The organism is Micromonospora sp. NPDC007220 (assembly GCF_040634035.1).
Lineage (GTDB): Bacteria > Actinomycetota > Actinomycetes > Mycobacteriales > Micromonosporaceae > Micromonospora > Micromonospora reichwaldensis.
The window spans coordinates 692618-717288 of sequence record NZ_JBEYEU010000001.1 but is presented as its reverse complement, the minus strand read 5'-3'; the positions used below and the strand labels follow the sequence as shown (position 1 = coordinate 717288).

Sequence of the window (24671 nt, the reverse complement as noted above, 5' to 3'; positions counted from 1 at the left end):
GGCTGACCCGACTCGCGGGCCAGCCAGGTGCCCGGGCGCCCGCAGGTGGCAAATCCCTTGCCGGCCGGACTGCCAACTGCGACGCTCCGCCGATGATCGACAAGCCTGGCGTCGACGAACGGCTCCTGGCGGCTGAGGTGGCCGCCGCCTGGGCCGTCACCATCGTCGACATCGTGTTCATGCCGGTCGGGCTCGACGGGCACGCATGGGCGTACCGGGTGGACGCGTCCGACGGCGAGCGATACTTCCTGAAGCTGCGCCGCGGCACGTTCACCCGGGCGGCCGTCCTGCTGCCCGGGTTCCTCAAGGCGCAGGGCGTCGGGCAGGTCGTGGCACCCATCGACCTGCCGGACGGCGGAGCCTGTCACGGCTTCGGGGAGTACCAGCTGCTGCTCTACCCGTTCCACGACGGCGGCAGCCTGTGGCGGCGCGGCCTCACCGACCGCCAGTGGAGCGAGTACGGCGAGTTCCTGGGTCGCCTGCACGCCGTCACGCCGAGCGCAGACCTCGCCGCCGTCCTGCCGGTCGAGACCTACCGATCGGACGCTGGCGAGCGGCTGCGGGCCCTCGGCGGACAGGCTGCGACGAGCGAGGTCCTCGGCGCGTTCTGGGACCGGTACGGTGCCGCGCTGCACCGGTTGGCGGAGACGGTCGACGAGCTGGCCTCCCGCGTGACGCACGCTCGACACGTCATCTGCCACGCCGACATCCATCCCGGCAACCTGATCGCTGACGACGACGGTCCCCTGCACGTCGTGGACTGGGACGCGCCGATCCTCGCGCCACGCGAGCGGGACCTGATGTTCATCCACAGCCAGGACTTCGGCGACCACCCGATCGACGCGCACCGCGCCGAACTCTTCCGCCGAGGCTACGGGCCGCTGGAACCGGACCAGACCTTGCTGAGCTACTACCGCAGCGAGCGGCACCTCGACGATGTCGCCGAATTTCTGCGTAGCATCCTCAACCCCGAGGCCAGTCCGGAATCTCGCGCCAACGACCAGTACTGGCTCACCCGCATCGCCGAGACCGTCGCCGACCCGAACCCCTGACCCCCTCGGTAGTCACTCAGTCCACGGGCGGGCTTGTTTGGCCGCGTGCGTTCTAATGGCCTCGTGCCGAAACCCTCGTCCCCCTCACTTCTCTACTACCTGCGGTTCCCCTTGTGGCTCTTCGTGGTGCCCGTGCTGCTGTTCGCCGGCATTCCTGCCCTGATGTTGGCCGGTCACGGCGAGATTGGCGCAGCTGCGCTGGTCTTGATCGGCAACGTCTACGCGATCATCCTCGGCCGCCTGATCCTCGCTAGAAAGCTTCTCGGGAAGGGAAGGGTGAAGCCCGAGGACCTAGCCTGAACGCCGTTGCTGCACTCAGCTGCCGTACAAGATCGGAAAAGGCCGTCTCCGACGTGCGGAAACGGCCTTGAGCTGGGTGGAGTTGAGGGGATTCGAACCCCTGACCCCCTCGATGCGAACGAGGTGCGCTACCGGACTGCGCCACAACCCCTCCGCCGGCGGACCGGCATCGGTCCCACCCGGCTTTCACCGGGCGGGCCGGCGCCAAGGCTAACAGGTTCACCGCCCCCGCCGCGAATCCACCCCCCGCGCGCCGAGATCTTGGCACGAAACGGCCCCTCCGGGGGCCGCCAGCCACCAAGATCTCGAAGAAGGACCCCAGGCAGGCGGCGGAGGGGGAGCCGATCGGCGCGAAAGTCGGTGGACATCGCGGGTGGTAGTGGGAAGCGTGGGGCGTATGCGACAGGAAGACGTCTGGGACGACGACACCGCCCGCCGCTACGACACCCCGGGCACCGGCATGTTCGCCTCCGAGGTGCTGGGGCCGACCGTGGATCGCCTGGCCGAGCTGGCCGGCGGCGGGGCGGCGCTCGAATTCGCCGTCGGCACCGGCCGGGTGGCCGTTCCGCTCGCCGCGCGCGGGGTGCCGGTCAGCGGCATCGAGCTGTCCCGTCCGATGGTGGAGCGGCTGCGGACGAAGGTGGATGAGGCGACCGTTCCGGTGGTGATCGGTGACATGGCGACCGCCACCGCCCCGGGCGAGTTCTCGCTGGTCTACCTCGTCTACAACACGATCTCGAACCTGCTCACCCAGTCCGAGCAGGTGGCCTGCTTCCGCAACGCCGCCCGCCACCTCGCCCCGGGCGGCCGGTTCGTGATCGAGTTGTGGGTGCCGGAGCTGCGCAAGCTCCCACCGGGCCTGGATGCGACGGTCTGGTCGTCCGAGCCGGGGTACATCGGCCTCGACACCTACGACGTGCTGCGCCAGCAGGTCGTGTCGCACCACTTCCGGTTCGACGAGAGCACGCACGCCCAGCTGTTCCGGTCGCCGCACCGCTACATCTGGCCGGCGGAGCTGGACCTCATGGGTCAGCTGGCCGGGTTCGAGCTGGAGAGCCGGCACGCGGACTGGTCCGGCGCCGAGTTCACCGCCGACTCGCGGTCGCACGTGTCCGTCTACCGCCTGCCAGCCACGAGCTGACGTGGCCGGTCAGGCCGAGTGGGAGCCGCGGCCGGACTGGTAGGGGCGACCGCGCAGGCCACCCGAGCGGCGGTAGGAGACCGAGCCGCCGTTGGCCGCCGCCGGCAGGTCCGCCGGGCGGTCCAGGCCCATCGCGGCACGGCGTACCACCTCGCGCTGGGCCGCCAGGCGGCGCTGCGCCTCGCGGCGGGCCGCCGCCCGGCGGGCCTGCTCCCGCCGCACCTCGGCCTGCCGGGCGGCCAGCCACGCCGCCTCGCGGGCCTGCGCCCGCCGCCGCCGGCGATCCGCCAGCGCCAGCCGCCGCAGGTGTACGACGTACGCGACCAGCAGCGCGGCGGTGACCCCGAAACTGATCCAGAAGCCGGGGCTGACCACGATCACGCCGATGAGCTCGACGAAGTTCAGCAGCAGCAGCGCGGCGAGCACCCGACGGCGGCGGTAGACGGCGGGGGTGTGCTGTCGGCGGGGCGGCGGCCTGCGGCGGCCCTTGCGGGGGGCCGGCGGCACGGCGCGCAGCCGCTTCGACCGGCGCGTGGCGGGGGGCGCGGAGACCGGCGCGGAGAGCCCGCCCGTGTTCGCGTCTTCACTGAGGGTGATGACGAGGCTGCGGGGCAGGTGCACCGGGCGGCGCCCCGGCACAGTGCGGCGCCGCCGGCGGCGCTGGAGCACCCGCGCCGTCGACTGCGCCCGCTCCGCCACCAGCCGCTCGGTGGCGTCGTACCGGCGAACCAGCGCCGGGGCGAGGGCGAGCAGACCGGCGGCGGCGAGGACGGCGAGGAGCACCGAGGTCGGCACCCTCACCCCTCCCGTCACCGAATTCGGAGCAACCGCCGCCCGGCCGCAGGATCTTCCACCGATGGTGGTCGGGTGCGCGGATCGTACGGGTGGAGCAGCGCTTGCCACAGCTTGCAGTTACTTGAGGTTACGGGCCGTGGACGCGGATGCTGACACGCCGCGCCGATCCCGTGCGTGGGACGCCTCACCCCGTGGTGGCGCGGAGCCGGTGCCAGCGGGCCAGCAGCCCACCCTCGGCCGCGACCTCCTCGCTGGTCATCGCGTATCCGATATGGTCCCGCCACGCACCGTCGATGTGCATGTAGCGCACGTGGTACGACTCCTCGCGGAAGCCCAGCTTCTCCACCACCCGCCGGGACGGCCGGTTCTCGGGGCGGATGTTCACCTCGACCCGGTGCAGCCCACCCACGCTGAAGGCATGGTCGACCGCGAGCGCCAGCGCCGTGGGGATGACGCCGCGACCGGCCACCCGGGAGTCCACCCAGTAGCCCACGTACGCCGAGCAGAACGCCCGCCGCACGATGCTGCCGACGTTGAGGTGGCCGACCAGCCGATCCCGGCCGTCCTCGCGCAGGCACACGGCGAACGGCATCCCCTCGCCGGTGCGCGCCGACCGGCGCTGGTCGCGGTACACCCAGCGGAACGCGGCCGGCGAGTTCAGCTCGTGCCAGCTCCCCGGCACGGACGACTCCCACGGCGCGAGCCACTCCCGGTTGGCGCGGCGCACCTCGGACCAGGCGGCGGCGTCCGAACGCCGGTAGGGCCGCAGCAGCACCGGCCCGTCGGCCAGCACCGCCGGCCACCCCGGCGCCCGCCCGACCCCGAACAGACTCACGGAACAGACCTTCCGCTCACGACCGACGAAACCGAAGCTCGGACGGCGCTCACCGGCGCCGGTCCAGCAGGAGGACGTCCACGGTGGACCCGGCCGCCGCGGTGGTCACCCGCTCGCCGAGCACCATCAGCCCGTTCGCCTCGGCCAGCCCGGAGAGGGTGTACGGGCCACCGTTGAGCGGCTGCACCGTGTAGCCGCCGCCGCGCCGCTCGGCGACGTGCGCGGGGCGGAACTCGCGCAGCCCCACCGGGGACGAGATCGTCTCCAGCAGGTGGGCGCGGACGCTGGGCCGGAACACCGGTTCCGCCCCGGCCAGCAGGTTGATCGCCGGGCGGGCCAGCACCTCGAAGCCGATCAGGGCGGAGCCCGTGTCGCCGGGCAGGCAGACCACCGGCACCTCCTCGGCGCCGACCGTGCCGAAACCGAGCGAGGTGCCGGGGTAGAGCGCGACCTCGGTGAAGGTGACCGGGCCGGCCCGGCTGCCCTCCCGCCGGGAGAGGATCCGCCGCACCATGTCACCCGGCCCGGTGCCGGTCCCACCCGTGGTGATGATCAGGTCGGCGCGCAGCGTCTGGTCCTCCAGCAGCCCGCGCAGCCCCTCCGGATCGTCGTCGCAGATGCCCACCCGGTACGCCAGGGCGCCCACCTCGGCCGCGGCGGCGGTCAGCGCGTGCGAGTTGGCGTCGACCGTCTGGCCGGGCTGGCTGCCCCGGCCCACGTCGACCAGCTCGTCGCCGGTGGCCACGATCACCACGCGGGGGCTGGGCCGGACCACGACGTGCCCGATGCCGGTGGCGGCGAAGACCGCCACCAGCGCCGGCGACACGTAGGTGCCGGCCCGGGCCAGCAGGGTGCCGGCGGGCAGTTCCTCGCCGGCCCGGCGCACCCCGTACCCGCGTTTTGGCACGCGGAAGATCTCCACGGCGGCCATGCCCTGGTCGGTCCACTCGACCGGGACGACCACGTCCGCGGCGAGCGGCAGCGGCGCCCCGGCGGCGACGGAGAAGCAGGCGCCCGGGGTGAGCCGGACCGGCCGCCAGCTGGCCGCGCCGAGGTCGCCGACGACGTTGAGCCGGACGTTGCGCCCGCCCGGCCCGCCGGACTGGCTCGGGACGTAGCCCACGCCCCGACCGCCTCCGGAGATGTCCTCCCAGCGGGCGGCGTACCCGTCCACGGCCGACTGGTCGAAGGCCGGGAAGGAGTGCGGCGCGACGACGTCCTCGGCGAGGACGTTGCCGTGCGCCTGGGTGAGGTCGAGGTCGAGCGGAGGCAGCGCGCGTAACCTGCGCAGCACGCTGCCCAGGTAGTCGGCGAGCGGCGTCAACTCGTTCGCGGCCGCCTCGGCGTCGGCCGACGCTGTCATGTACCAGTCACGCCCGACGCGTCGGAGTTGACGAACTCGGCCAGCCACTTGCGGAACTCGGCGCCGAGGTCGTCGCGCTCGGCGGCGATCTGCACCACGGTCTGGAGGTAGCCCAGCGGCATGCCGGTGTCGTAGCGGGTGCCCCGGTAGACGATCGCGTGCACCGGGGTGCCCTCGCTGCGCAGCAGCTCCATGGCGTCGGTCAGCTGGATCTCCCCGCCGCTGCCCGGCTCCGTCCGCCGGATCGCGTCGAAGATGCTGCTCGGCAGCACATAGCGGCCCAGCACCGCGAGGTTGCTGGGCGCGTCCTCCGGCTTGGGCTTCTCCACCATGCCGGTGACCCGGACGACCTCGCCGATGTCGGTCAGCTCCGCCTCGGCCGGCTCCACCGAGGCGATGCCGTAGCGCTTCGTCTCGGCCGGGTCGACCTCGAAGAAGGCCAGCACCACGCCGCCGGTGCGCGCCTGGAGCTCCAGCATGGCCGGCAGGAGCGGCTCGGCCGGCTTGACGAACTCGTCGCCCAGCAGCACCGCGAAGGGCTGGTCGCCGACGTGCGACTCGGCGTAGCCGACGGCGTGGCCCAGGCCGAGCTGCTCGGGCTGCCGGCAGGTGTAGATCTCGGCCAGCTCGCTGGGGCCGCGCACGGCGGCCAGCCGCTCGGCGTCGCCCTTCGCCTCCAGCCGCGCCTCCAGGTCGGGGCGGCGGTCGAAGTGGTCCACCATCGACGTCTTGCCCCGCCCGGTGATCAGCAGGACGTCGCCGATGCCGGCCTGGGTGGCCTCCTCGACGATGTACTGCAGCACCGGCCGGTCGACCACCGGGAGCAGCTCCTTGGGCACCGCCTTCGTGGCCGGCAGGAACCGGGTGGCCAGACCGGCGGCCGGGATGACGGCCTTGACCGCGCGGGAGCGACCGGTTGCGGCGGTCGCCGATGAGGGGTTCGCTGAGTGCTCCGACATGTCGCGAGACTATCGGCCACGGCTCTGTCGTGGAGGGTGAGGACCGGAAGACGCGCCGCCGCAGGGACCCGGCCGCACCGGGTCGGGCGCGCCCGGAGCGCTCCCCGGGGCGGCGTCGGCCGGATCGGCCGGTTCGGGGCGGACCCGCACCGGCTGGCGGGGAGCGCCGGCGCGCGGCAGACCGTCCTCGGGGGTGGCCGCCGCAGCCGGGACGGGGATCTCCCGCGCCGACGGTCCGGCCCGCTCCTCGGCGATGCGCCAGGTGTCCCGGCCGGCCGCCTTGGCGGCGTAGAGGGCGTCGTCGGCGGCGTCCAGCACCTGCTGGCCGGTGCTGCCGTGGTCGGGGTGCACGGCGATGCCGACGGAGACGGTGACACCGATGGCCACGGCCGCCCCGCCGTGCCCGTCGGCGGCGATCGGGGCGTCCCGGATCGCCGCGCCGAGCCGCTCCGCGACGATCGCCGCGCCCCGGGCATCGGTCTCCGGCAGCAGCAGCACGAACTCCTCGCCGCCCTGCCGGAAGGCGAGGTCGACCTCGCGGATCTCGCCGCGCACCCGGCGGGCGAACTCGGCCAGCACGGCGTCCCCCGCCGCGTGCCCGTACGTGTCGTTGACGGTCTTGAACCGGTCCAGGTCGAGGGCGAGGACGCTGAGCATCCGGCCGAACCGGCTCGCCCGCTCGACCTCCCGGCGGATCGACTCCTTCAGGTAGCGGTAGTTCCACAGCCCGGTGAGCGGGTCGGTCAGCGAGAGCCGCTGCGCCTCCTCGTGCACCCGGACGTTGTCCACCGCCACCGCGGCGTGGCCGGCGAAGGTGCGCAGGGTGACGAGGTCGTCGTCGTCGAACTCGTCCGCGCCGAGCCGGTCGTAGAGGGCCAGCACACCGAGCGCCCCGGCGGGGGCGGCCGGCTCCGCCCCGGGGCGCGGAGCGGAGCCGTCGCGGGCGGTGCCGTCGGGCGGGCCCGTCGTGCCGGGGGCCGCGAACGGCACCGCGATGTACGTCCGGCAGTGCGGCTCCCCCGGCGGCGCGACGGAGGGCTCCACCCGCCCCCGGCGCGGCTCCCCGGTCGCCGCGACGGCGCCCACCACACCGCTGCCCAGCGGCACCCGCAACGGCCCCGAGGGTTCGTCCGCCGGGTCGGGCTCGTCCAGCCCCTCGGTGCACTGCGCGACGAGCACCCCGCCGTCGTCGACGAGCAGCACCGCCCCGGCCCGGGCGCCGGTCGCCGCGATCGCGCTGTGCAGGATCACCCGCAGGATGCGTTGCAGGTCGTGGGTGCTGGCCAGGGTGTCCCCCAGCACCGCGAGGTGCCCGCGCAGCTGGTCGCGGCTGCTGGTCAGCGCCGCCACGTAGGTGCCCGTCTCGCGGGTCATCCGGTTGAACGCGCCGGCCAGCCGGCCGATCTCGTCCCGGCTGCGCACCGGCACCCGGGCGGTCAGGTCGCCGCGCGCCACCCGGTCCACCGCGCCCGCCAGCTCGACCAGCGGGCGGGTCGTGACCCGGGCCAGCCGCCAGGCGGCCACCACGGCCAGCAGGGTCGCCACCAGCACCGCCGAGCCCAGTGCGACGTACAGGCCGCGTGGTCGTTCGCTGGGGACCGAGAGCACCAGCGGCAGGGGCTGCCCGGAGGACGGGCCGACCAGGCGGACGTACCGGCCGTCGGGGGTCTCGGCGACGCGCTCGCCGTGCAGCGTGTCGGCGGCGGCGAGCACGGCGTCGCGTACGCCGGTCGACTCGGTGCTGTAGGCGAGCCGGACGGGCGCCGCGGCGTCGTCGATCAGGGTGACCGCCACCCCCGTCACGGCCGCGAGGCGCGCCACGAAGGCCGGGTCGACCGGCTGCGCGGCGGTGACCGTGCCGAGCGGCCCGCCGGCCCGGTCGCGCAGGTCGGCGCGGGCCGCGAGCGCCCGCACCGGCCCGGCTGCCGGCGGGTCGGCGCAGTCCCGCCAGGGCCCCGCGGGGCCGCCGGGGCTGGCGTAGGTGACCCGGCCGGTGACGTCGGCGACCCGCACCGCGGCGGCCAGGCCACGGCGGACCACCTGGCTCGCGGCGGCCGGCCGGTCGCCGGCCAGGGCGACCGCGTCGGCGGCGGCCCGCAACTGCTGGCAGAGGGCGTCGACGGAGGTGCGCACGGTCGCGGCGGCCACCGCGAGCCGCTCGGTGGAGCGGCTCGAGTCGACCGCCGCCACGGTCGCCCCGACGAACATCACCCCGAGCACCACCGGGCCGAGCGCCACCGCCAGGAAGGCTGTGGTCAACCGCCCGCGTAGCGTCACTCGGTCCCCCCGGAAGTTCCGCCGCCGTTGCTTGCGATGCTGACACAGAGCCACCAGGCGACAAACGTTGCGTCAGGAGTGTTGCGTGCCCGATTTTTCTGATGGAGCGCAAGAGGCGAAGCGGGATGTGCGCGCCGCCGTTCTCGCCCGCCGCCGGGCGCTGACCGCGCCGCAGCGGGCCGACGCCGCCGGGCGCGTCCAGGCCGAGCTGGTGGCTCTCGTACGCCGGCTGCGCCCGCTGCGGATGACGGCATACGTGCCGGTCGGCTCCGAGCCGGGCGGGCCCGACCTGCCGGCGGTGCTGCACGCGGCGCTGCCGCCGGGCGGGGAGCTGCTGCTGCCGGTGCTGTGCGACGACCTCGACCTCGACTGGGCGGCCTGGAGCGGGCCGGCCGGGCTGGTGGCCGCCGGGCGGGGGATGCGCGAGCCGGCCGGGCCGCGGCTGGGCCGGGCGGCGGTCGCCGGGGCGCAACTGGTGGTGCTGCCCGCGCTGGCGGTGGACCGCCGGGGGCTGCGGCTGGGCCGGGGCGGCGGCTCGTACGACCGGGCGCTGGCCCGGGTGCCGGCGACCGCCCTGACCGTGGTCCCGCTGCACGACGGCGAGCTGGTGGAGGCGCTTCCCGCCGAGCCGCACGACCGCCCGGTACGCGCGGTCGTCACGCCCGCCGACGGCCTGCGTACGCTGGACGCCGCCCCGGGGGGCGTGGCGGGTGTCGCGCCCCACACTTCCGCTGGACGAATCCGGGGGCGATGACGCACCATTGGCACTCGAATCCGTCGAGTGCCAGAACGGCCGTGCCAGATCCGGAGGAGAACGTGCCCACGTACCAGTACGCCTGCACCGCGTGCGGCCACCAGCTCGAGGCGGTGCAGTCCTTCTCCGACGCACCGCTGACCGAGTGCCCGGCGTGTGAGGGACGGCTGCGGAAGGTCTTCAACTCCGTCGGCATCGTGTTCAAGGGATCGGGCTTCTACCGCACGGACTCGCGCTCGTCCGGCTCGGACAGCGCGAAGAGCGGCGCCGCCGCCAAGCCGGCGAAGTCCGACTCGTCCTCCGGCGGTGACTCCGGCTCGTCCGGCGGGTCCTCGTCGTCGGGCTCGTCCGCCGGTTCCTCGTCCTCGTCGTCGGGATCGTCCCCGTCGTCGGGCTCGGGCGGCTCCACCGGCGGCGGGGGCAAGGCCCCGGCCGCCAGCAGCGCCAGCTCCTCCTGACCCACGCCGCCCCGGCCCGGGGGCCGGCCCCCGAAGCTGGGCCGGTCCCCGGGCCGGCCGCGCCCGTCCACCGGGCGGCGGTGAGCCGCTCAGTCCCAGTGCGGGGGGCGCTCCGCGAGCAGCCAGTCGTCGTTGCCGCCCGAGCGCTCGCCCCAGCCCCGGTCGGTGTCGTCGGCGGTCTGCTCGGGCAGCACCACGAAGTCGTCGCTGAGGTCGACGGCGCGGTCGTCGTCGCCGCGTACCGCCGGCAGGCCCGGATCCTCGGTGATGCTCACGAGCGGCAAGACTAGCGCAGCCACCACCGGCGGGAGCGACGACGAACCGCCGGGCCGCCGCGTCCGGCCGGCCGCCGGGCCGGGGCGTTGGTAGCGTCGGACGGCGTGACGACCCCCACCTCCGGCGGCGCCCCGGACGAGTACTGGCGACGGCCCGACGCCTCGCCCGAGCGGCCCACGGGCGCGCCGCCGGGGCCGGCCACGCCACCCCCGGCGCGTGGGAGCGGCTACGCGGGCCCGCCCGCGACCACCCCGCCACCGGCCGGGTGGCGCCCACCGGTGCACCTGCGACCGCCACCGCCCCGGCGGCTGCCGGCGCAGGACATGGCGGAACTCGACGCGGCGGAGCAGCGGGCGCAACGACTCACGTACGGCGTGGGCACGGTGGCCGGTGTGGTGCTGGTGCTCCTCGTCTGCGTGCTCTGCTCCCGGCTCGTGTTCTGACCTCGGCCCGGTCGCGGCCCGCGCCGCCTGTCGGCCCGACGCGGCCGGCGGGACGTCAGAGGGTGTTGCCCCAGACGGTCTCGGCCCCGGAGTGCCCGGTCAGGTACACGTAGACGAGGCTGACGACGCCGAGCGCCACCACCACGACCGACAGCACCGGGGTCACCCAGGACGGCAGCTTCGGCACCCGCCGGTGCCCGCTCGTCACGAACAGCAGCAGCAGCGACGCCACGGCCAGCGGCAGCACCCAGCGGAACAGGATGTCGCCGTAGCGGGAGTGCGTGAAGATCTGCTCCACGATCGGGCCCTGCATGCCCCGGGCGAGGAACGCGTCCGTCAGCTCCTCCCCCGACTCGACGGCGACGAAGGCCGACACGGGCGCCACCACGGCGAGGATCGCCACCGCCCAGTCCAGCCGCGCCCGGAACCGGGGCAACGCCACGTACGCGGCGGAGAGCAGGGCCAGCAGCGGCACGAGCACGACGACCGCGTGCACCACCAGCACGTGGGCCGGCAGACCCAGGATCTCCTTGAACATCCACACCTCCGGCGTACGCGGTCGCGGGGCCAGCGTACGGTGCGCCGGTCGACCCGCCCAGTCAATCTCGATCGGGAACACGCGCCCGGAGCCGGTCCGGTTCACCGTTCCCCGGCGAGGAACCCGCCGACCCGGCGGCCGGCTCGGGACGACCGGGGTTGTGGCCGGCGCCACCCTGCACCGGAGGCCGGTTGTCGGTCCCCGACCCGCGTGCTGTCATTGGCACATGCCCGGTGGCGAGGAACTGCTCCGGTCGAGGGGCCTGCGGGTCACCCGGCCGCGCCTCGCCGTGCTCGACGTGCTGGCCGCCGGCGGCCACCTCGAGGTCGACGAGATCACCCGCCAGGTGCGCCAGCGCATCGACTCGGTCTCCACCCAGGCGGTCTACGACGTGCTGGGCGCGCTGTCGCGCGCCGGGCTGTCCCGCCGCATCGAGCCGGCCGGCAGCCCCGCCCGCTACGAGGCCCGGGCCGGGGACAACCACCACCACGTCGTCTGCCGGGGCTGCGGGGAGATCGCCGACGTCGACTGCGCGGTCGGCAGCGCGCCCTGCCTGGACCCGGACATCGCCCACGGGTTCGAGGTCGACGAGGCGGAAGTGACGTTCTGGGGCCTCTGCCCCACCTGCCAGGCCCGCCGCTCCGCCGACGACTGAGGGCCGACCGCTCTCCACGCGGCGCGCGGCGGCACCGCGTGGCACCCTTGGTCGGTGGACTCCGATGACCTCGGCCTCTTCGGTCCGGGTTCGGTCACGTGGAAGGTGCACGAGGAGCCGATCCTGATCGTCGCCGGCCTGCGTTCGCTCTACCTCCAGTCGTTGCATCCCCGGGCCATGGCCGGGGTCGCCCAGAACAGCAACTACCGCTCCGACGCCTGGGGCCGCCTGGTGCGTACCGCCACCTACGTCGGCACCACCATCTACGGCACCACCGCCGAGGCGGAGGCCGCCGGGCTCCGGGTACGCCGCCGGCACGCCCGCCTGCGGGCCACCGACCTGTTCACCGGGGAGGAGTTCCGGGTCGACGATCCCGAACTGCTGCGCTGGGTGCACGTCACCGAGGTCGAATCGTTCCTCGACACGGCCCGCCGGGCCGGGCTGCCGCTGACCGCCGACGAGATCGACGGCTACTACACCGAGCAGCGGCGCTCCGCCGCCCTGGTCGGCCTGGACCCGGCGACGGTGCCGGGCACCGCCGCCGAGGTGGCCGACTACTACCGGCGGATCCGTCCGGAGTTGCGGATGACCCGCGAGGCGGCCGAGACGGCGCTCTTCCTCACCGCGCCGCCGATCCCGTGGAAGCTCAGCCTGCCCGCCCGGATCGGGCTCAACCTCGGGCCGCCCCGCTGGGCGTACTTCGGCATCGCCGGCACGGCGCTCGCGCTGCTGCCGGCCTGGGCCCGGCGGATGTACGGCGGGCTGGGCCTGCCCACGACCGCGCTCTCCGCCGACCTGAGCGTCCGGGCGCTGCGGCTGACCCTCGCCACGTTGCCCCGCCGGTGGCGGGAGGGGCCGTTGCAGCAGGCCGCCAAGGAACGCGCCGCCCGGCTCACCGGCACGCCGGCCTGACCCACGGCCGAACCGGCTGCCCGGTGGGCGCCCTGTGCGACCCGGGCCGGCACCGTGTCGCCGGCAGGGTGACCGTGCCTGCGGGGGTGGTCAGTCCTGGCCGGACGCCGGGTCGATCGCGGGCGCGACCACCGGGTCGGCGGCGCGCTCGACGGCCGCCCACGGCTCCTTGCCCGGCGCCTGCGCCCCCACCGGGCAGGTGCGCCGGTAGTCGCACCAGCCGCAGCGCGGGCCCGGCGTGGTCGGGAACGCCTCGTCGGGGTCCTCCCCGTCGGCGACCGCCCGCTCGGCGGCCATGATGTCGCGGGCGGTCTCCTCCGCCCGGGTGAGCTGCCGGGCCAGCGACTCCACGGTGTGCTCGTGGGCGGCCACCGTGCCGGTCGGCAGGTGGTGCAGCTCCACCCGGCGGCACGGCCGGCGGAACACCCGCTCGGCGGCGTACGCGTAGAGCGCCAGCGCCTGCGAGCCGCGCGCGTCGTCGGCGTCCAGTCCCGTGCGGCCCGTCTTGTAGTCGACGATCACCAGCTCCGGGCCGTCGGGCCCGGGGCGGGAGTCGATCCGGTCGGCCCGGCCGTTGAAGGCGAGCACCGCGGTCTTGACCGCCACCACGCGCTCCACGCCGAGCGGGTCGGCCCCGGGCTCCAGGGTCTCGACGTAGGACTCCAGCCAGCCCAGGGCCCGCCGGTAGGCGGCCCGCTCCTGCTCGTCGTCACGGTAGCCCTCACGCACCCAGGTGCCCTTGAGCAACGCGGCGAGCGCCTCCGGCCGACGCCGCTCGGGGCTCAGGGCATACCAGTTCTTCAGGGCGTTGTGCACGCTCGCGCCGAGGGAGTTGTGCGCCCACGGCGGGCCCTTCTGCGGGGCCGGACGGTCGACGTAGGAGTAGCGGTAGCGGCGGGGGCAGTCGGCATAGGCGCCGAGCTTGCTCGGGGTGCAGACGAAGAGCCGCTCCGGCATGCCCTCGAAGCCGAGCTGCTCGGGCTGCTCGCCGCGCGGCCGGGGCGCCCGGCCGCCGCTGGTGGAGGACCGTCCGGCTGAAGAGGCTCGTCGCACACCGCGATCCTGCCATCCACCCCCGACAGAACCGGCCGCCGGTCAGGTCATGTTGGCGTACTGGGTCACGAACGCGGCCACCGCGTCCGCGATGAGCTGCACCGCGATCGCGGCCAGCAGCAGGCCGGCGATCCGGGTCAGCACCTCGATCCCACCGGGTCGCAGGATCTTGACGATCCCGCCGGAGAACCGCAGCACGATCCAGACGGTGACCATCACGGCCACGATCGCGGCGGCGATGGCCGTGACGTCCGCCCCGCCGTCGGCCTGCTGGACGAAGAGCATGGTGGCCACGATGGCGCCGGGGCCGGCCAGCAGCGGCGTACCCAGCGGCACCAGGGCGATGTTCGAGGTGGCCTGCTGGCTCGGGTCGTCGGCCTTGCCGGTGAGCAGCTCCAACGCCACCAGGATGAGCAGCAGCCCGCCGGCCGCCTGCAACGCCGGCAGGTCCACGTGCAGGTAGTCGAGCAGCGTCTGCCCCGCCACCGCGAAGATCACGATCACGCCCAGCGCCAGGGCGACGGCCTGCCAGGCGGCGCGGTTGCGGTCCCGCGCCGTCAGGGGGCCGGTCAGCGCCAGGAAGATGGGCATCATGCCCGGCGGGTCGACGATCACCAGCAGGGTCACGAAGACCTCGCCGAACAGCTTGGCATCCACGTGATCAACGTAGCCGCGCCGCCGGAGGCGGAAACGCGGATCAGCCGGAAGCGACCTCGGTCACTCCGCCCGCCTCGGCGACGATCCGCTCGTACGCCCCGGGATCGGTGGTGAACGCCCCGAGCCGGACGGTCTTGTGGGTGCCGTGGAAGTCCGACGAGCCGGTCACCAGCAGGCCCAGCTCGCCGGCCAGGGCCCGCACGTGCGCCCGCTCGGCCGCGGAGTGGTCCTCGTGGTCGACCTCCAGCCCCGCCAACCCGATCGCGGCCAGGTCGGCGATCAGCTCGTCGGGCGCGATCCGCCCCCGCCGGGTGGCCCGGGGGTGGGCGAAGACCGGCACACCGCCCGCCGCGCGGACGAGCCGGACCGCGCGGAAGACGTCGATGTCCTCCTTGGGCAGCCGGTAGCGCTCGCCCAGCCAGTCCGGCCCGAACGCCTCCGTCGTGGTGGCCACCAGGCCGGCCCGGATCAGCGCCTGCGCGATGTGCGGCCGGCCCACGGTTCCGCCGCCCGCGCCGGTCAGGATCTCCGGCCAGCTCACGTCGATCCCGTCGGCCCGCAGCAGCGCCACGATCCGCTCGCCCCGCTCCTCGCGGGCGGCCCGCACCCGGGCCAGCTCCGCGACGAGTTCCGGGGCGTCCGGATCGAAGAGGTACGCCAGCAGGTGCAGCGGCAGCGCGGGCTCCTCGCCGTACCACCGGCAGGAGAGCTCCGCGCCCCGGACCAGGCTGAGCCCGGCCGGCAGCGCCGCCAGGGCCGGCGCCCAGCCGGCCGTGGTGTCGTGGTCGGTGATCGCCACGACGTCCAGCCCCGACTCCGCCGCCGCCCGCACCAGCTCGGCCGGGCTGAGCGTGCCGTCGCTGGCGGTGGAGTGGGTGTGCAGGTCGATCCGCGGTGCCGCGCTCATCGGCCCGACGCTACCGGCCGGCGGCCCGCCCCGGGCGCGCGGGCGCGGTCAGGGACGGCGGTCGCCGCCCACCGGCACCACGCGTTCTCCGGCGGGCAGGCCGGTCACGGGCACGGACACGGCCACCTCGCCGTCGAGCACGCGGCTCACCTCGACGCGCACCAGGGCGCCGTCCGCGGCCGGGTAGTGGGCCGTCCCCTGCGGCGTCCACGCCACCGGCCCGGCCACGGGCGGACCGGCCGGGCGGGTCGCCGGTGCGGCGGCGAGCTGGTCCAGGTCGACCAGCAACGCGCGGTCCTGCCGGCCCGCCTTCCCGTTGACCAGGAGCCACCGCCCGTCGGCGGACACCCCGCCGGCTCCGGCGCCGGTCAGCGTCGGCCCGCATCCGGTCCGTACCGGTGCGAGGTTCCGGGCCGGGTCGAGCAGGGCGACACAGGGCCGGCGGGGAGTGCCGGCGGACACCAACGCGACCGCCAGCCCGTCCGGGCGGGTGCCGTAGACGTGCAGGGCGGCGTCGCCCGCGCCGCGCGGCGGACCCGCCGCCGGGCGCCACAGGGCGTGGCCGGGCCGGTCGGGGGCGAGGCGGACCAGGACCGTGTCCCCGGCGAAGGCGACCGGTACCGCGTCGGGCGACGCCGGGGTGCGGGCGGCGGCGACGACCTGGGTGCCGACGATGCCCGCGACGACCAGATCCGTCCCCTCCCGCCAGGCGACCTGCCGCGCGTCGGGGCTGAGGACGATGTCCCGGGCCCCGGCCAGGAGCAGGTGTGCCTTGCCGTCCGACAGCACGATCCACAGCGACCGGCCGGCCGCCGTCGGCGCGCCCACCACCGCCCACCCGGCCCGGTCGGGGAGCCGCTGGGCACGCTCGGCGGCCGTGCCCACGTCGGGCAGGGCGAGCCGCTGCCCGCCGGCGGTGACCAGCACGTCGTTGAGGATGAGGTCCACCTCGCCCCGCCCCAGGTCGGCCCGGGGAGCGGCCGACAGCTGCGGGGTCGGGTCCGGCAACGGCGAGGCGTACGGGTCACCGAGCACCACGGTCGGATGGGTGGGTCGCCCGGGCTGCTGCCCGAGCTGGGCCATTCCGGCGCTGACCGTCACGGTGGCCACCGCGGCGAGGGCGATCCCGGTCAACGTCCGCCGGCGCCGGGACCGGTCGGCCCGCCGGATCGCCAGTCCCGCCGGATCGGCGACGAGCGGACGCGCGACGGACACCCGGCGGGCGAACGTCTCCCGTACCGCCTGCGCCAGCTCGTCCTCGGTCACGGCGAATGGACGCGTCGGGCCTTCGGTCCGGTTGTCACCACGACCGACGGGACGGCTCACCGGTGCTCTCCGGAGCCGGCCGGTACGGCCGGGAGGGCGGCCTGCCGGCCGCGCTGCTCGTCACGGGCGGTACGCGACACCGCCCCGGCCCCGGCCCGCGCCCCCGAGGCGACGGGCACAGGATCGCCCGCCGACTCGTCGGTCAGCTCGGCGGCCGACGTGGCACGTCCGGCGTCCGGCGCCGGAGCAACGGTGGCCGGCTGCGCCGGAAGTCCGGTCGCGGCACCGCCCGGAGCGGCGGTGACGCCTCCCGACCGACCCGGGGCGATGGCGCCTCCCGACCTGCTCGGGGCGGCGGTGGTGGTGCCGGCCGGCCGGCCCGCCGTGGCCGGCGCGACGAGCGGCGACGGGGCGTTCGTCGCCGCGACCACGGCCGCCGCGTCCTCGCCCACCACCATCGTCGGCGCCCCGTAGGCCGTCGACGGGCGGACCGGCGCGCCGCCGCGGACCGGAGCGGGACGGTCGGTGCCGCCCTGCGCGGGAGCGGGACGGTCGGCGCGATCGCGGGCGGGGGTGGGGCGGTCGGTGCCGTCGGCCCGGGGCAGGGCCGGGGTCGGGTCGGCCCCGGCCGACAGGTCGAGGACGGCCTCGGCGCCCATCCGGCGGCGCAGGGTGCCCAGGGCGCGCGACGTCTGGCTCTTGACCGTGCCCGGCGAGATGCCGAGCAGCGCGGCGGTCTGCGCCTCGGACATGTCCTCGTAGAAGCGCAGCACGAGCACCGCCCGCTGCCGGCTGGGCAGCGCGCTCAGGTGACGCCAGAGCAGGTCCCGGTCGAGCTGCTGCTCGATCTCGTCGACCCCGGCCCGCTCCGGCAGCACGTCGGTGGGGCGTTCACCGTGCCAGCGCCGCCGCCACCAGCTGGTCGAGGTATTGATCATGACGCGGCGGGCGTACGGCTCGATCGCCTCGATCCCGCCGAGCCGCTTCCAGGCCAGGTACGTCTTGGTCAACGCGGTCTGCAACAGGTCCTCGGCGGTGGCCCAGTCGCCGCTGAGCAGGTAGGCGGTGCGCAGCAGGGCGCCGGAGCGGGCCGCGACGAAGTCGCGGAACTCCTCCTCCAGGGGATCCCTGCTCACCATCGGCCACCTCCGCACCCCGTTGTCCTGGCAGGTTGCCATGCCCGGGGTGGTCGGGTCGACGGCGAATGGTGCGCAGTTCCTCCGATGTTCGGACGAAAAGTTTCACGCCCCGTCGTCGGCCTTGGCCTCGTCGGCCTCCTTGCCCAGCCGTGCCTCGACCGCCTGCGGCTCGTACATCTCCTCGACGACACGCAGGTAGAGCTCGTTGGGGTTGGGCAGGTTCTTGATCTCACGCAGCGCCTGCTCCTGACCGGCGGACTCCAGCACGAAGGTGCCGTAGTTGAGCGCCCTGCCGGTCGGGCTCTGCTCGTACTTCATGTCGGTGACCCGGACCAGCGGCATCATCGCGACCCGCCGGGTGATGATGCCGTTGACCACCATCACCCGCTTGTTCGTCAGGATGAAGCGGTCGTACCACCAGTCGGCGACCTTCCAGGCCACCCATCCCATCACGGCGAACCAGAGCAGCACCGCGATCGTGGTGAGCGCGCCCACGTCCTGCCCGGCGAGGAAGCCGGAGAGGTAGCCCAGCACGAAGGTGGCGGCGATGCCGACCAGCAGCGGGGTGGAGAGGTGGATCCAGTGCCGCTTCCACTCGCCCCGGTAGCGCTCGGTCGGGAAGAGGTAGCGCGCCACCAGCGAGCTGGGCTCGTCCTCCAACGGCAGCACCCGGCGGGGCGCCATGCCGGCGGCGTCGGCCCGCAGACCGGCCAGCTCGTCCTCGGAGATCTGCGGTGGCTGGTAGCCGGCCTCCGGGTCACGGACCCAGGCCCGACCGGACCGCCCCTCCCCTGCGTACGCCGGGCCGTCGCCGAAGCCGGCGTCGTCCGAGAGGGAGGGACCGTCGGAGAGACCCGGACCGGTGCCGTAGCCCGGCCCGTCGTCGGGGCCGATCCGGGGGATCGGCTCCGTGTCCCGCTCCCGGCGCTCCCGATCGGGATCGTCGGGATCGAAGGGTGGACCGGAGGGGTTTCCCATCGGCGGCTAGGCGACGAGGCTGGTGAAGAAGTCGCCGAACCCCTGGGCGATGTCCATGATCCCGCCGCCCAGTGACTTGAACACGTCCGCCGCAGAATTTGGCCGGTATGCGACGAAGAAGATCAAGAATGCGATTCCGGCCCAGGTGAGGACCTTCTTGACCATGGCGGGCCATCCTCTCGCGCGGCGCCGGGTCCCATTACCGCAGCGGCACCCAGAGTATCAGTGTGGTGTCGTACAGTGAATATCTGCGTCCGTTCTCCGACATTCCGGGATGCCTGTCAAGCCCTAGGGCCCGTCAAGCCTTCCCGTGCAGATACGGAGACGGTGCGCCGTACACGAGCTCGGGCGGTGTCCACTCGGTCAAGTCGTGCAACACGACTTCTTCCGCGAGGAGGTGACCCGCACTCGCCGGCCAGGCTATCGCATGGAGCCACAATCCCCGAGCCTCGCCGGCGTACGCGCTTCGATCCGTCGGCGAGTTCACGAGCCACAGTGGAGTCGGATGACCGGCCACCTTGATCCTGGCCTGCCCGACATGCTCCGGATGGCCCGGCCCGGGATCGGTCAACGCCTGTGCGAGTTCCGGGCCCGGATCCGGGCCGGCCAGACCCGCGAACCGGGTGCCCAGGCCGACGCCCGGCTCCTCGGCGACGAAGACCAGGTCCGCGGGACCCCCGCCGAGCGGCTCCGGCCCGGCGCAGGCGACCGCCGTGGCGCGCACCCCGGTGCGGTCGTCGCCGGCGTACGCCACGCCGGTCATGGTCCAGCCCGTCGGCAGCGGCCACGGGCACCACAGCGGCGTCCTCGGCCGGGTCGGCGGGTCGGCGGCGGCGACGATCCGTTCCACCACGCTGGCCACGATCTCGGTCCCGATGTGCTCGGGCACGTGCAGCGGGGAGACCGGCCCGCAGTCTAGGCAGCGCGACTCGGTGTGCATCAGGTCCGGCGCCCGCACCGGTCCACCGCATTTGGGGCAACTCACCGCGACACTCACCATCCCACCGTCACCCCCACACGCCGCCCCGTCAAGCGGAGCGCCGGTTTCGGTGCCGCCGACCACCTCCCGGGGCGGGTCGGCTGAGGTCCCCCGGCGAGCCCGAGGCCGGCGAGCGACAGCGGTCAGCCCGGCGAGTGGCGGCGGTCAGCCCGGCGGCGGTCCGGCGTGCGTACGGATCCAGGCGTGCATGGCGATGCCGCTGGCCACGCCGGCGTTGATCGACCGGGTGGAGCCGTACTGGGCGATCGAGAAGAGCTGGTCGCAGGCGGCACGCGCCGGATCCGACAGGCCGGGGCCCTCCTGCCCGAACAGCAGGACGCAGCGCCGGGGCAGGGTGGTGGTCTCCAGTGGCCGGGAGCCGGGCAGGTTGTCGATGCCGACGACCGGCAACTCCCGTCCGGCCGCCCAGGCGACGAACTCCTCGATGGTCTCGTGGTGCCGGACGTGCTGGTAGCGGTCGGTCACCATGGCACCGCGCCGGTTCCACCGCCGGCGGCCGACGACGTGCACCTCGGCGGCGAGGAAGGCGTTGGCGTTGCGGACGACCGTGCCGATGTTGAAGTCGTGCTGCCAGTTCTCGATCGCGACGTGGAAGTCGTGCCGCCGCCGGTCCAGGTCGGCCACCACGGCCTCGCGCCGCCAGTAGCGGTACCGGTCGACGACGTTGCGCCGGTCGCCCTCGGCGAGCAGCTCGGGGTCGTACCGCGGGTCGTCCGGCGGGTCCCCGGGCCACGGTCCCACGCCGACGTCGAGCTGGTCTCCGGTCACGGTCACGCAGGGTACGGCCCACGGACCCCGCCCCGGGTCGCGACCCCGGCGCGGCACCGGACCGGGCCGACGCGGACGGGACGCCAGGTCGACCGGGGCGGTTCAGCGCAGCCCCAACGCGCCGCCGAGCCGGTCGAGGAAGCGGCGGTCGGCGGGGGCCGGCGGCAGCCCGGGGGCTCCGGCCGTCGCCGCCCTGCACACCCGGGCCGCCACCGACTGCACCCACTGCCGGTACGCGGCCGAGTCGGCGGGATCGGCCCGCCGCCGCAGCACCCGGGTCGCGGCTCGGCAGGCGGCGAGGAGGTCCACCACGTCGGTGAGGCGCTCGACGGGATCGCCCGCCCCGTCGTGCCGGGCGTAGATGGCGGCGACCACCGCGCGTACGAGATCGCTGTCGAAGGCCCGGCCGGCGGCGACCGCGTCCAGGCCGGCGAGCCCGGCGGCGACTCCCGGGTGGGGCCGTCCGGGGCCGGGCGCGGCGGCGGCCACGATCACGCGGCCGGGCAGGCTGGTCAGCAGGTCCCACTCGGCGGCGGAGTAGACGGCGGTGGTCAGCGGTGCGGCACGGCGGCCGGCAGAGGACGGCTCTCCGGCGACGGAGTGGCTCATGGGGACCTCCGGCGCCAGCATATGCCCCGGATCGGAAAAAGGGCCCCTACCACCCGGAACCCGGATGAGAAGGGGCCCGTCGGTCAGCGCGGCTCGGGGAAGCTGGGCCGTTCCGGGTCGACGCCCTCGGGCACCGCCGCCGTCGCGTACTCCTTCTTCGGGACCATCACCCGGCGGCGGAAGACGCACACCATCGTGCCGTCCTGGTTGTAGCCCCGGGTCTCCACGGAGACCACGCCCCGGTCGGGCTTGGAGGACGACTCGCGCTTGTCCAGCACGGTGGTCTCGCCGTAGATCGTGTCGCCGTGGAAGGTGGGCGCCACGTGCCGCAGGGACTCCACCTCGAGGTTGGCGATGGCCTTGCCGCTGACGTCGGGCACCGACATGCCCAGCAGCAGGGAGTAGATGTAGTTGCCGACCACCACGTTGCGCTTGAACTGGCTCGCCGTCTCGGCGTAGTGCGCGTCCATGTGCAGCGGGTGGTGGTTCATGGTGAGCAGGCAGAAGAGGTGGTCGTCGTACTCGGTGACCGTCTTGCCGGGCCAGTGCCGGTAGACCGCGCCGACCTCGAACTCCTCGTAGTAGCGGCCGAACTGCATCCTTGTCCCCTTCGACGGGCGGCGATGGAGTTCGGCACAGCATGCCTTATGGAGTGTTAAGGCGAGGTGCGGGGCGCGGGGCGTGCGGAAATGTCACACCGCCACAACCGGGGGGAGACGCAATGAGCGGCGGGGCCCTCCCCGGCACCCGCCGCCCACGCTCTGATGCGGAAGATTCTGCCGTACGGGAAGGCGAACCGAACAGAGACGGAGGTCACATTTACCTTTTCGTAACACTACTGTGCGTGCTCGGTCGACCGGACCTCGGCGATCTCCGCACGCCGGATTGCCGCTTGTCAACCGCCTGATTGCTCATTCGTTCCGGTCAATCGTGTCGATCTCCCTGGAAACGCTCCCATCACGACCGGTCACGCAAATGCGTCGTGCACTTGCGTACCGCAACGGCGAGCAGGAACCATCGTCATCGATGTGAACGTGACCCGCGCAACGCCGTGACGAGCACGTTTCGGCGGAGACGGGCCGGGAATTCCACGAGGTACGCCCTGGTTCCACCAGACGTAGCTATTCCGCGCCGATCGGAGACTTTCATGGCAACCGTAGAGCTGACCACGGCAAACTTCGACGAGGTGACCGGCAGCGACGGCATCGTGCTGGTCGACTTCTGGGCCGACTGGTGCGGCCCGTGCAAGCGGTTCGCCCCGGTCTACGAGCGCTCCTCCGACAAGCACTCCGAGATCGTGTTCGGCAAGGTCGACACCGAGGCGCAGCAGGAGCTGGCCGCCAAGTTCGACGTCCGCTCGATCCCGACCATCATGGCGATCCGCGACGGCGTCATCGTCTTCGCCCAGCCCGGCGCCCTCCCCGAGTCCGCCCTGGAGAACCTGATCGAGCAGGTCCAGGCCCTCGACATGGACGACGTCCGCGAGAAGCTGGCCGGACACAGCCACTGAGCCGCAGCGCTCCACGACGGCCGGACCCCGACGGGCCCGGCCGTCGGCGTACACCCGCCGGGTGACGGGGAGCGGCCGGCACCCGCACCTCCGCCATGCGCCCGTGGAGACGTCTCCGCCATGCGCCCGAGACGCGGCAGCCCTGGCCCGCCGGCCAGCGGGAAGTGGCCGTCGGAGGGAGCCGAGGCGGGCGGTACATCCCGTATCGTCACGACCCGATGGAAACCTTGACCACCCGCGGTCGCGCCGTCCGGCTCGCCGTCACCGCCCTCGGCCTGGCCGTCCTGGTGGCCGGCACCGCCTGGGGCACCGACGACCACTTCCCGTTCGGCCCGTTCCGGATGTACTCCACGTCCAACCCGCCGAACTCCCCCGCCCCGGACACCCGCGTCGAGGGCGTGGACAGCAGCGGAGCGGTCGTCGACCTGGGCGAGCGGGCCACCGGCATCCGCCGGGCCGAGATCGAGGGCCAGCAGAGCCGCTACGCCGCCGACCCCACGCTGCTCGCCGAGGTCGCCGACGCGTACGCCGAGCGCCACCCGGAGGCGGCGGAGCTGGTCGAGGTCCGCATCGTCATCCGTTGGCACGGCATCCGCGACGGGCGACCCACCGGCCGCTGGACCGACGAGACCGTGGTCGCCTGGCAGGCGGACCGATGAGCCGCTGGTTGACCGAGGCGGTGCCCCGCGGCCGGGTGGCCGCCTTCCGCACGCTGATCTACCTCTTCGTCGCCGCCGACCTGGTCGTCTTCACGCCCTGGGTACGCACCCGGGTGGCGGTGCCCGGCGAGCTCTACCAGCCGCTGCTGGTCGGTCGGGTGCTGCCCCTGCCGACGCCGACCCAGACGCTGGTCACCGTCGTCTTCTGGGCCCTGCTGCTGCTCGCCCTGCTCGCCGCGACCGGCCGGGCACCACGCCTGCTCGGCTGGGCGGTCTTCGCGCTCTACTTCGAGTGGATGATCGTCGCGATGAGCTACGGCAAGGTCGACCACGACCGGTTCGGCCTGCTCGTCGCGCTGGCCGTGCTGCCCACCGCCGGCCGGGCCCGGCACGGCGACACCACCCGCACCGAGGCGGGCGGCTGGGCGCTACGGGTCACCCAGATCGCGGTCATCTGCACGTACTTTTTGGCCGCCTGGGCCAAGCTGCGCTTCGGCGGACTGGACTGGCTGACCGGCTCGGTGCTGGCCCGGGCGATCCTCCGGCGCGGCACCGAGCTGGCCGACCTGGTCGCCTCGGTGCCGTACCTGCTGATCGTCGCCCAGTTCGGCATCGTCGCGTTCGAGCTGTTCAGCCCGGTGGTGTTCCTGCTCAAGGAACGCTGGCGGCTGGCCACGGTGGGTTTCTTCTACTCGTTCCACCTGGTCACCGTCGCGACCATCACGATCTCGTTCGCCCCGCACCTGGCGGCGATGACCAGCTTCCTGCCGCTGGAGCGGGTCCGGCCGGTGGTCTGGGCGCGCCGGCTGCTCACCCGCCGGGGACGGGACACCGCAGCGCCCGCCGGCGCCGCGCCGGCACTCGCGGGTCAGGCGTCGGCGGCCGGGCGACCGGACGGTCCGTAGAGGCGCTCCCGCGCCTCCTGCGGCAGCGCGCAGGCGGCCGTGCCGCCGGGGAGCCGGTGCCGGTTCCGGGCCACCCAGCGGTACGCGGGCCAGGCGGCGGCGCGTACCGGCGGGAAGGCGAGGCCGGCGCCCGCGACCCGCCAGAGCGGACCGCTGTCGCGGAGCAGCCTGGCGATGGCGTCCGGACCGGCCGCGCGGGAGCCGTCGGCGCCCACCCACTGCACCGCCTCCTCGCACTCGGCCTCGCTCAGGCCCAGCGCGTCGAGGTCGGCGAACTGCCACGGCACCACCCGCACGCCCGTCGGGATGCGCCGGTCGATGAACTCGGCGCACCGGGTGCAGAACGCGCAGTCCCCGTCGTAGACGAACGTCGACCTCTCCATGCCCTCCATCCTCCACCCGCCGGGCGCGTGCGGTGCCGCGAGGTGGGCGGGAACACCGCGGGTCGCTTGCGTTCCGCTC

Annotated in this window: 30 protein-coding genes, 1 tRNA gene and 1 pseudogene; 11 read left to right on the top strand and 21 right to left on the bottom strand. The window is 74.4% G+C overall.

What is annotated here, in order from left to right:
* The first annotated feature begins 92 nt into the window (after window positions 1-92).
* Window positions 93-1052 carry an aminoglycoside phosphotransferase family protein gene (locus tag ABZ573_RS03540; protein ID WP_358115286.1) on the top strand — a complete coding sequence of 320 codons (960 nt, stop codon included), beginning with the start codon at window positions 93-95 and terminating at the stop codon, window positions 1050-1052.
* Between the two features lie 132 nt (window positions 1053-1184).
* The gene (locus tag ABZ573_RS03535; RefSeq protein ID WP_327030424.1) at window positions 1185-1352 is read left to right on the top strand and encodes a hypothetical protein; all 168 of its coding nucleotides are present in this window, start codon (window positions 1185-1187) and stop codon (window positions 1350-1352) included.
* A gap of 77 nt (window positions 1353-1429) precedes the next feature.
* Here ABZ573_RS03535 and ABZ573_RS03530 read toward each other — a convergent pair.
* Window positions 1430-1503: transfer RNA gene (locus ABZ573_RS03530), tRNA-Ala, on the bottom strand.
* Window positions 1504-1749: 246 nt separating this feature from the next.
* Here ABZ573_RS03530 and ABZ573_RS03525 point away from each other — a divergent pair.
* Complete coding sequence (locus ABZ573_RS03525; protein ID WP_358115283.1) at window positions 1750-2493, top strand: class I SAM-dependent methyltransferase; 744 nt, start codon at window positions 1750-1752, stop codon at window positions 2491-2493.
* Between the two features lie 9 nt (window positions 2494-2502).
* Here ABZ573_RS03525 and ABZ573_RS03520 read toward each other — a convergent pair whose 3' ends face one another.
* The 5 genes from ABZ573_RS03520 to ABZ573_RS03500 all read right to left on the bottom strand — a co-directional run bounded on the left by ABZ573_RS03520 (window position 2503) and on the right by ABZ573_RS03500 (window position 8722).
* Window positions 2503-3294, bottom strand: a complete 792-nt coding sequence (locus ABZ573_RS03520; RefSeq protein ID WP_192581548.1) for a hypothetical protein — start codon at window positions 3292-3294, stop codon at window positions 2503-2505.
* A 178-nt stretch (window positions 3295-3472) separates the two neighbouring features.
* Entirely contained in the window at window positions 3473-4123 is a 651-nt protein-coding gene (locus tag ABZ573_RS03515; RefSeq protein ID WP_358115280.1) for a GNAT family protein, read from the bottom strand.
* Between the two features lie 49 nt (window positions 4124-4172).
* Complete coding sequence (glp, locus tag ABZ573_RS03510; protein ID WP_151456791.1) at window positions 4173-5486, bottom strand: gephyrin-like molybdotransferase Glp; 1314 nt, start codon at window positions 5484-5486, stop codon at window positions 4173-4175.
* Window positions 5483-6445 carry a UTP--glucose-1-phosphate uridylyltransferase gene (locus tag ABZ573_RS03505; RefSeq protein ID WP_327030423.1) on the bottom strand — a complete coding sequence of 321 codons (963 nt, stop codon included), beginning with the start codon at window positions 6443-6445 and terminating at the stop codon, window positions 5483-5485. The genes glp and ABZ573_RS03505 overlap by 4 nt, the downstream gene beginning before the upstream one ends.
* A gap of 9 nt (window positions 6446-6454) precedes the next feature.
* Window positions 6455-8722, bottom strand: coding sequence for a diguanylate cyclase (locus tag ABZ573_RS03500; RefSeq protein ID WP_358115276.1), 2268 nt, complete (start codon window positions 8720-8722; stop codon window positions 6455-6457).
* An 85-nt stretch (window positions 8723-8807) separates the two neighbouring features.
* Between ABZ573_RS03500 and ABZ573_RS03495 the strand changes: the two genes are divergently transcribed.
* Window positions 8808-9476, top strand: coding sequence for a 5-formyltetrahydrofolate cyclo-ligase (locus ABZ573_RS03495; protein ID WP_327030421.1), 669 nt, complete (start codon window positions 8808-8810; stop codon window positions 9474-9476).
* Window positions 9473-9679 (top strand): annotated as a pseudogene (locus tag ABZ573_RS03490) (FmdB family zinc ribbon protein); the annotation flags it as partial. The gene ABZ573_RS03495 and the pseudogene ABZ573_RS03490, both read left to right, overlap by 4 nt.
* Before the next feature lie 14 nt (window positions 9680-9693).
* Here the strand turns inward: ABZ573_RS03490 and ABZ573_RS03485 are convergent.
* Both ABZ573_RS03485 and ABZ573_RS03480 read right to left on the bottom strand, forming a co-directional pair.
* Complete coding sequence (locus tag ABZ573_RS03485; RefSeq protein ID WP_358116161.1) at window positions 9694-10005, bottom strand: hypothetical protein; 312 nt, start codon at window positions 10003-10005, stop codon at window positions 9694-9696.
* Between the two features lie 18 nt (window positions 10006-10023).
* Window positions 10024-10218 (bottom strand): hypothetical protein, encoded by a 195-nt coding sequence (locus ABZ573_RS03480; protein WP_151456751.1) that lies wholly within the window; start codon window positions 10216-10218, stop codon window positions 10024-10026.
* A gap of 96 nt (window positions 10219-10314) precedes the next feature.
* Between ABZ573_RS03480 and ABZ573_RS03475 the strand changes: the two genes are divergently transcribed.
* Window positions 10315-10653, top strand: coding sequence for a hypothetical protein (locus tag ABZ573_RS03475; RefSeq protein ID WP_151456752.1), 339 nt, complete (start codon window positions 10315-10317; stop codon window positions 10651-10653).
* Window positions 10654-10708: 55 nt separating this feature from the next.
* Here the strand turns inward: ABZ573_RS03475 and ABZ573_RS03470 are convergent, their stop codons facing one another.
* Window positions 10709-11191: a DUF2231 domain-containing protein gene (locus ABZ573_RS03470; protein WP_151456753.1), complete on the bottom strand. Its 483-nt coding sequence runs from the start codon at window positions 11189-11191 to the stop codon at window positions 10709-10711.
* 226 nt (window positions 11192-11417) lie between these two features.
* Here ABZ573_RS03470 and ABZ573_RS03465 point away from each other — a divergent pair, with 226 nt between their 5' ends.
* Together ABZ573_RS03465 and ABZ573_RS03460 are read left to right on the top strand one after the other, a co-directional pair.
* Entirely contained in the window at window positions 11418-11846 is a 429-nt protein-coding gene (locus ABZ573_RS03465; RefSeq protein WP_151456754.1) for a Fur family transcriptional regulator, read from the top strand.
* 54 nt (window positions 11847-11900) lie between these two features.
* A complete protein-coding gene (locus ABZ573_RS03460; RefSeq protein ID WP_151456755.1) occupies window positions 11901-12758 on the top strand; it encodes an oxygenase MpaB family protein in 858 nt (285 codons plus the stop codon).
* 90 nt (window positions 12759-12848) lie between these two features.
* On the opposite strand, the gene ABZ573_RS03455 is transcribed toward ABZ573_RS03460, so the two are convergent.
* The 11 genes from ABZ573_RS03455 to ABZ573_RS03405 form a co-directional block, all read right to left on the bottom strand.
* The gene (locus ABZ573_RS03455) at window positions 12849-13811 is read right to left on the bottom strand and encodes a PD-(D/E)XK nuclease family protein (RefSeq protein ID WP_151456756.1); all 963 of its coding nucleotides are present in this window, start codon (window positions 13809-13811) and stop codon (window positions 12849-12851) included.
* Between the two features lie 42 nt (window positions 13812-13853).
* Complete coding sequence (locus ABZ573_RS03450) at window positions 13854-14468, bottom strand: MarC family protein (RefSeq protein ID WP_151456757.1); 615 nt, start codon at window positions 14466-14468, stop codon at window positions 13854-13856.
* A 40-nt stretch (window positions 14469-14508) separates the two neighbouring features.
* Entirely contained in the window at window positions 14509-15375 is an 867-nt protein-coding gene (locus tag ABZ573_RS03445; protein WP_358115270.1) for a PHP domain-containing protein, read from the bottom strand.
* A 48-nt stretch (window positions 15376-15423) separates the two neighbouring features.
* Window positions 15424-16641 carry a hypothetical protein gene (locus tag ABZ573_RS03440; protein ID WP_358115267.1) on the bottom strand — a complete coding sequence of 406 codons (1218 nt, stop codon included), beginning with the start codon at window positions 16639-16641 and terminating at the stop codon, window positions 15424-15426.
* Between the two features lie 56 nt (window positions 16642-16697).
* Window positions 16698-17780, bottom strand: a complete 1083-nt coding sequence (locus ABZ573_RS03435) for a SigE family RNA polymerase sigma factor (protein WP_358115264.1) — start codon at window positions 17778-17780, stop codon at window positions 16698-16700.
* Between the two features lie 102 nt (window positions 17781-17882).
* Window positions 17883-18758, bottom strand: coding sequence for a PH domain-containing protein (locus ABZ573_RS03430; protein ID WP_132231592.1), 876 nt, complete (start codon window positions 18756-18758; stop codon window positions 17883-17885).
* Window positions 18759-18764: 6 nt separating this feature from the next.
* Window positions 18765-18923 (bottom strand): hypothetical protein, encoded by a 159-nt coding sequence (locus ABZ573_RS03425; RefSeq protein WP_007455302.1) that lies wholly within the window; start codon window positions 18921-18923, stop codon window positions 18765-18767.
* 133 nt (window positions 18924-19056) lie between these two features.
* Entirely contained in the window at window positions 19057-19758 is a 702-nt protein-coding gene (locus tag ABZ573_RS03420) for a DUF6758 family protein (RefSeq protein ID WP_327030417.1), read from the bottom strand.
* Between the two features lie 144 nt (window positions 19759-19902).
* Window positions 19903-20526: an RNA methyltransferase gene (locus ABZ573_RS03415; RefSeq protein ID WP_311410700.1), complete on the bottom strand. Its 624-nt coding sequence runs from the start codon at window positions 20524-20526 to the stop codon at window positions 19903-19905.
* Window positions 20527-20628: 102 nt separating this feature from the next.
* Complete coding sequence (locus tag ABZ573_RS03410) at window positions 20629-21156, bottom strand: hypothetical protein (protein ID WP_192581417.1); 528 nt, start codon at window positions 21154-21156, stop codon at window positions 20629-20631.
* A 62-nt stretch (window positions 21157-21218) separates the two neighbouring features.
* Window positions 21219-21734, bottom strand: coding sequence for a MaoC family dehydratase (locus tag ABZ573_RS03405; protein WP_132231598.1), 516 nt, complete (start codon window positions 21732-21734; stop codon window positions 21219-21221).
* Window positions 21735-22282: 548 nt separating this feature from the next.
* On the opposite strand from ABZ573_RS03405, the gene trxA reads away from it, so the two are divergent.
* The 3 genes from trxA to ABZ573_RS03390 all read left to right on the top strand — a co-directional run bounded on the left by trxA (window position 22283) and on the right by ABZ573_RS03390 (window position 24209).
* Window positions 22283-22645, top strand: a complete 363-nt coding sequence (gene trxA, locus ABZ573_RS03400) for a thioredoxin (RefSeq protein WP_151454943.1) — start codon at window positions 22283-22285, stop codon at window positions 22643-22645.
* A gap of 218 nt (window positions 22646-22863) precedes the next feature.
* A complete protein-coding gene (locus ABZ573_RS03395; protein ID WP_327030415.1) occupies window positions 22864-23304 on the top strand; it encodes a hypothetical protein in 441 nt (146 codons plus the stop codon).
* The gene (locus ABZ573_RS03390) at window positions 23301-24209 is read left to right on the top strand and encodes an HTTM domain-containing protein (RefSeq protein ID WP_151454941.1); all 909 of its coding nucleotides are present in this window, start codon (window positions 23301-23303) and stop codon (window positions 24207-24209) included. The genes ABZ573_RS03395 and ABZ573_RS03390 overlap by 4 nt, the downstream gene beginning before the upstream one ends.
* Here the strand turns inward: ABZ573_RS03390 and ABZ573_RS03385 are convergent.
* Window positions 24173-24592, bottom strand: a complete 420-nt coding sequence (locus tag ABZ573_RS03385; protein ID WP_311410661.1) for a DUF393 domain-containing protein — start codon at window positions 24590-24592, stop codon at window positions 24173-24175. The two genes, ABZ573_RS03390 and ABZ573_RS03385, sit on opposite strands and share 37 nt — an antisense overlap.
* Between the last annotated feature and the right edge of the window lie 79 nt (window positions 24593-24671).

What these genes read in the sequence shown, in the direction of transcription:
- ABZ573_RS03540 (WP_358115286.1), top strand. Translation starts at nt 93, where the DNA reads ATGATCGACAAGCCTGGCGTCGACGAACGGCTCCTGGCGGCTGAGGTG.
- ABZ573_RS03525 (WP_358115283.1), top strand. Translation starts at nt 1,750, where the DNA reads ATGCGACAGGAAGACGTCTGGGACGACGACACCGCCCGCCGCTACGAC.
- glp (WP_151456791.1), bottom strand. Translation starts at nt 5,486, where the DNA reads ATGACAGCGTCGGCCGACGCCGAGGCGGCCGCGAACGAGTTGACGCCG.
- ABZ573_RS03505 (WP_327030423.1), bottom strand. Translation starts at nt 6,445, where the DNA reads ATGTCGGAGCACTCAGCGAACCCCTCATCGGCGACCGCCGCAACCGGT.
- ABZ573_RS03470 (WP_151456753.1), bottom strand. Translation starts at nt 11,191, where the DNA reads ATGTTCAAGGAGATCCTGGGTCTGCCGGCCCACGTGCTGGTGGTGCAC.
- ABZ573_RS03465 (WP_151456754.1), top strand. Translation starts at nt 11,418, where the DNA reads ATGCCCGGTGGCGAGGAACTGCTCCGGTCGAGGGGCCTGCGGGTCACC.
- ABZ573_RS03445 (WP_358115270.1), bottom strand. Translation starts at nt 15,375, where the DNA reads ATGAGCGCGGCACCGCGGATCGACCTGCACACCCACTCCACCGCCAGC.
- ABZ573_RS03435 (WP_358115264.1), bottom strand. Translation starts at nt 17,780, where the DNA reads ATGGTGAGCAGGGATCCCCTGGAGGAGGAGTTCCGCGACTTCGTCGCG.
- ABZ573_RS03430 (WP_132231592.1), bottom strand. Translation starts at nt 18,758, where the DNA reads ATGGGAAACCCCTCCGGTCCACCCTTCGATCCCGACGATCCCGATCGG.
- ABZ573_RS03425 (WP_007455302.1), bottom strand. Translation starts at nt 18,923, where the DNA reads ATGGTCAAGAAGGTCCTCACCTGGGCCGGAATCGCATTCTTGATCTTC.
- ABZ573_RS03420 (WP_327030417.1), bottom strand. Translation starts at nt 19,758, where the DNA reads ATGGTGAGTGTCGCGGTGAGTTGCCCCAAATGCGGTGGACCGGTGCGG.
- ABZ573_RS03410 (WP_192581417.1), bottom strand. Translation starts at nt 21,156, where the DNA reads ATGCTGGCGCCGGAGGTCCCCATGAGCCACTCCGTCGCCGGAGAGCCG.
- ABZ573_RS03405 (WP_132231598.1), bottom strand. Translation starts at nt 21,734, where the DNA reads ATGCAGTTCGGCCGCTACTACGAGGAGTTCGAGGTCGGCGCGGTCTAC.
- trxA (WP_151454943.1), top strand. Translation starts at nt 22,283, where the DNA reads ATGGCAACCGTAGAGCTGACCACGGCAAACTTCGACGAGGTGACCGGC.
- ABZ573_RS03395 (WP_327030415.1), top strand. Translation starts at nt 22,864, where the DNA reads ATGGAAACCTTGACCACCCGCGGTCGCGCCGTCCGGCTCGCCGTCACC.
- ABZ573_RS03390 (WP_151454941.1), top strand. Translation starts at nt 23,301, where the DNA reads ATGAGCCGCTGGTTGACCGAGGCGGTGCCCCGCGGCCGGGTGGCCGCC.
- ABZ573_RS03385 (WP_311410661.1), bottom strand. Translation starts at nt 24,592, where the DNA reads ATGGAGAGGTCGACGTTCGTCTACGACGGGGACTGCGCGTTCTGCACC.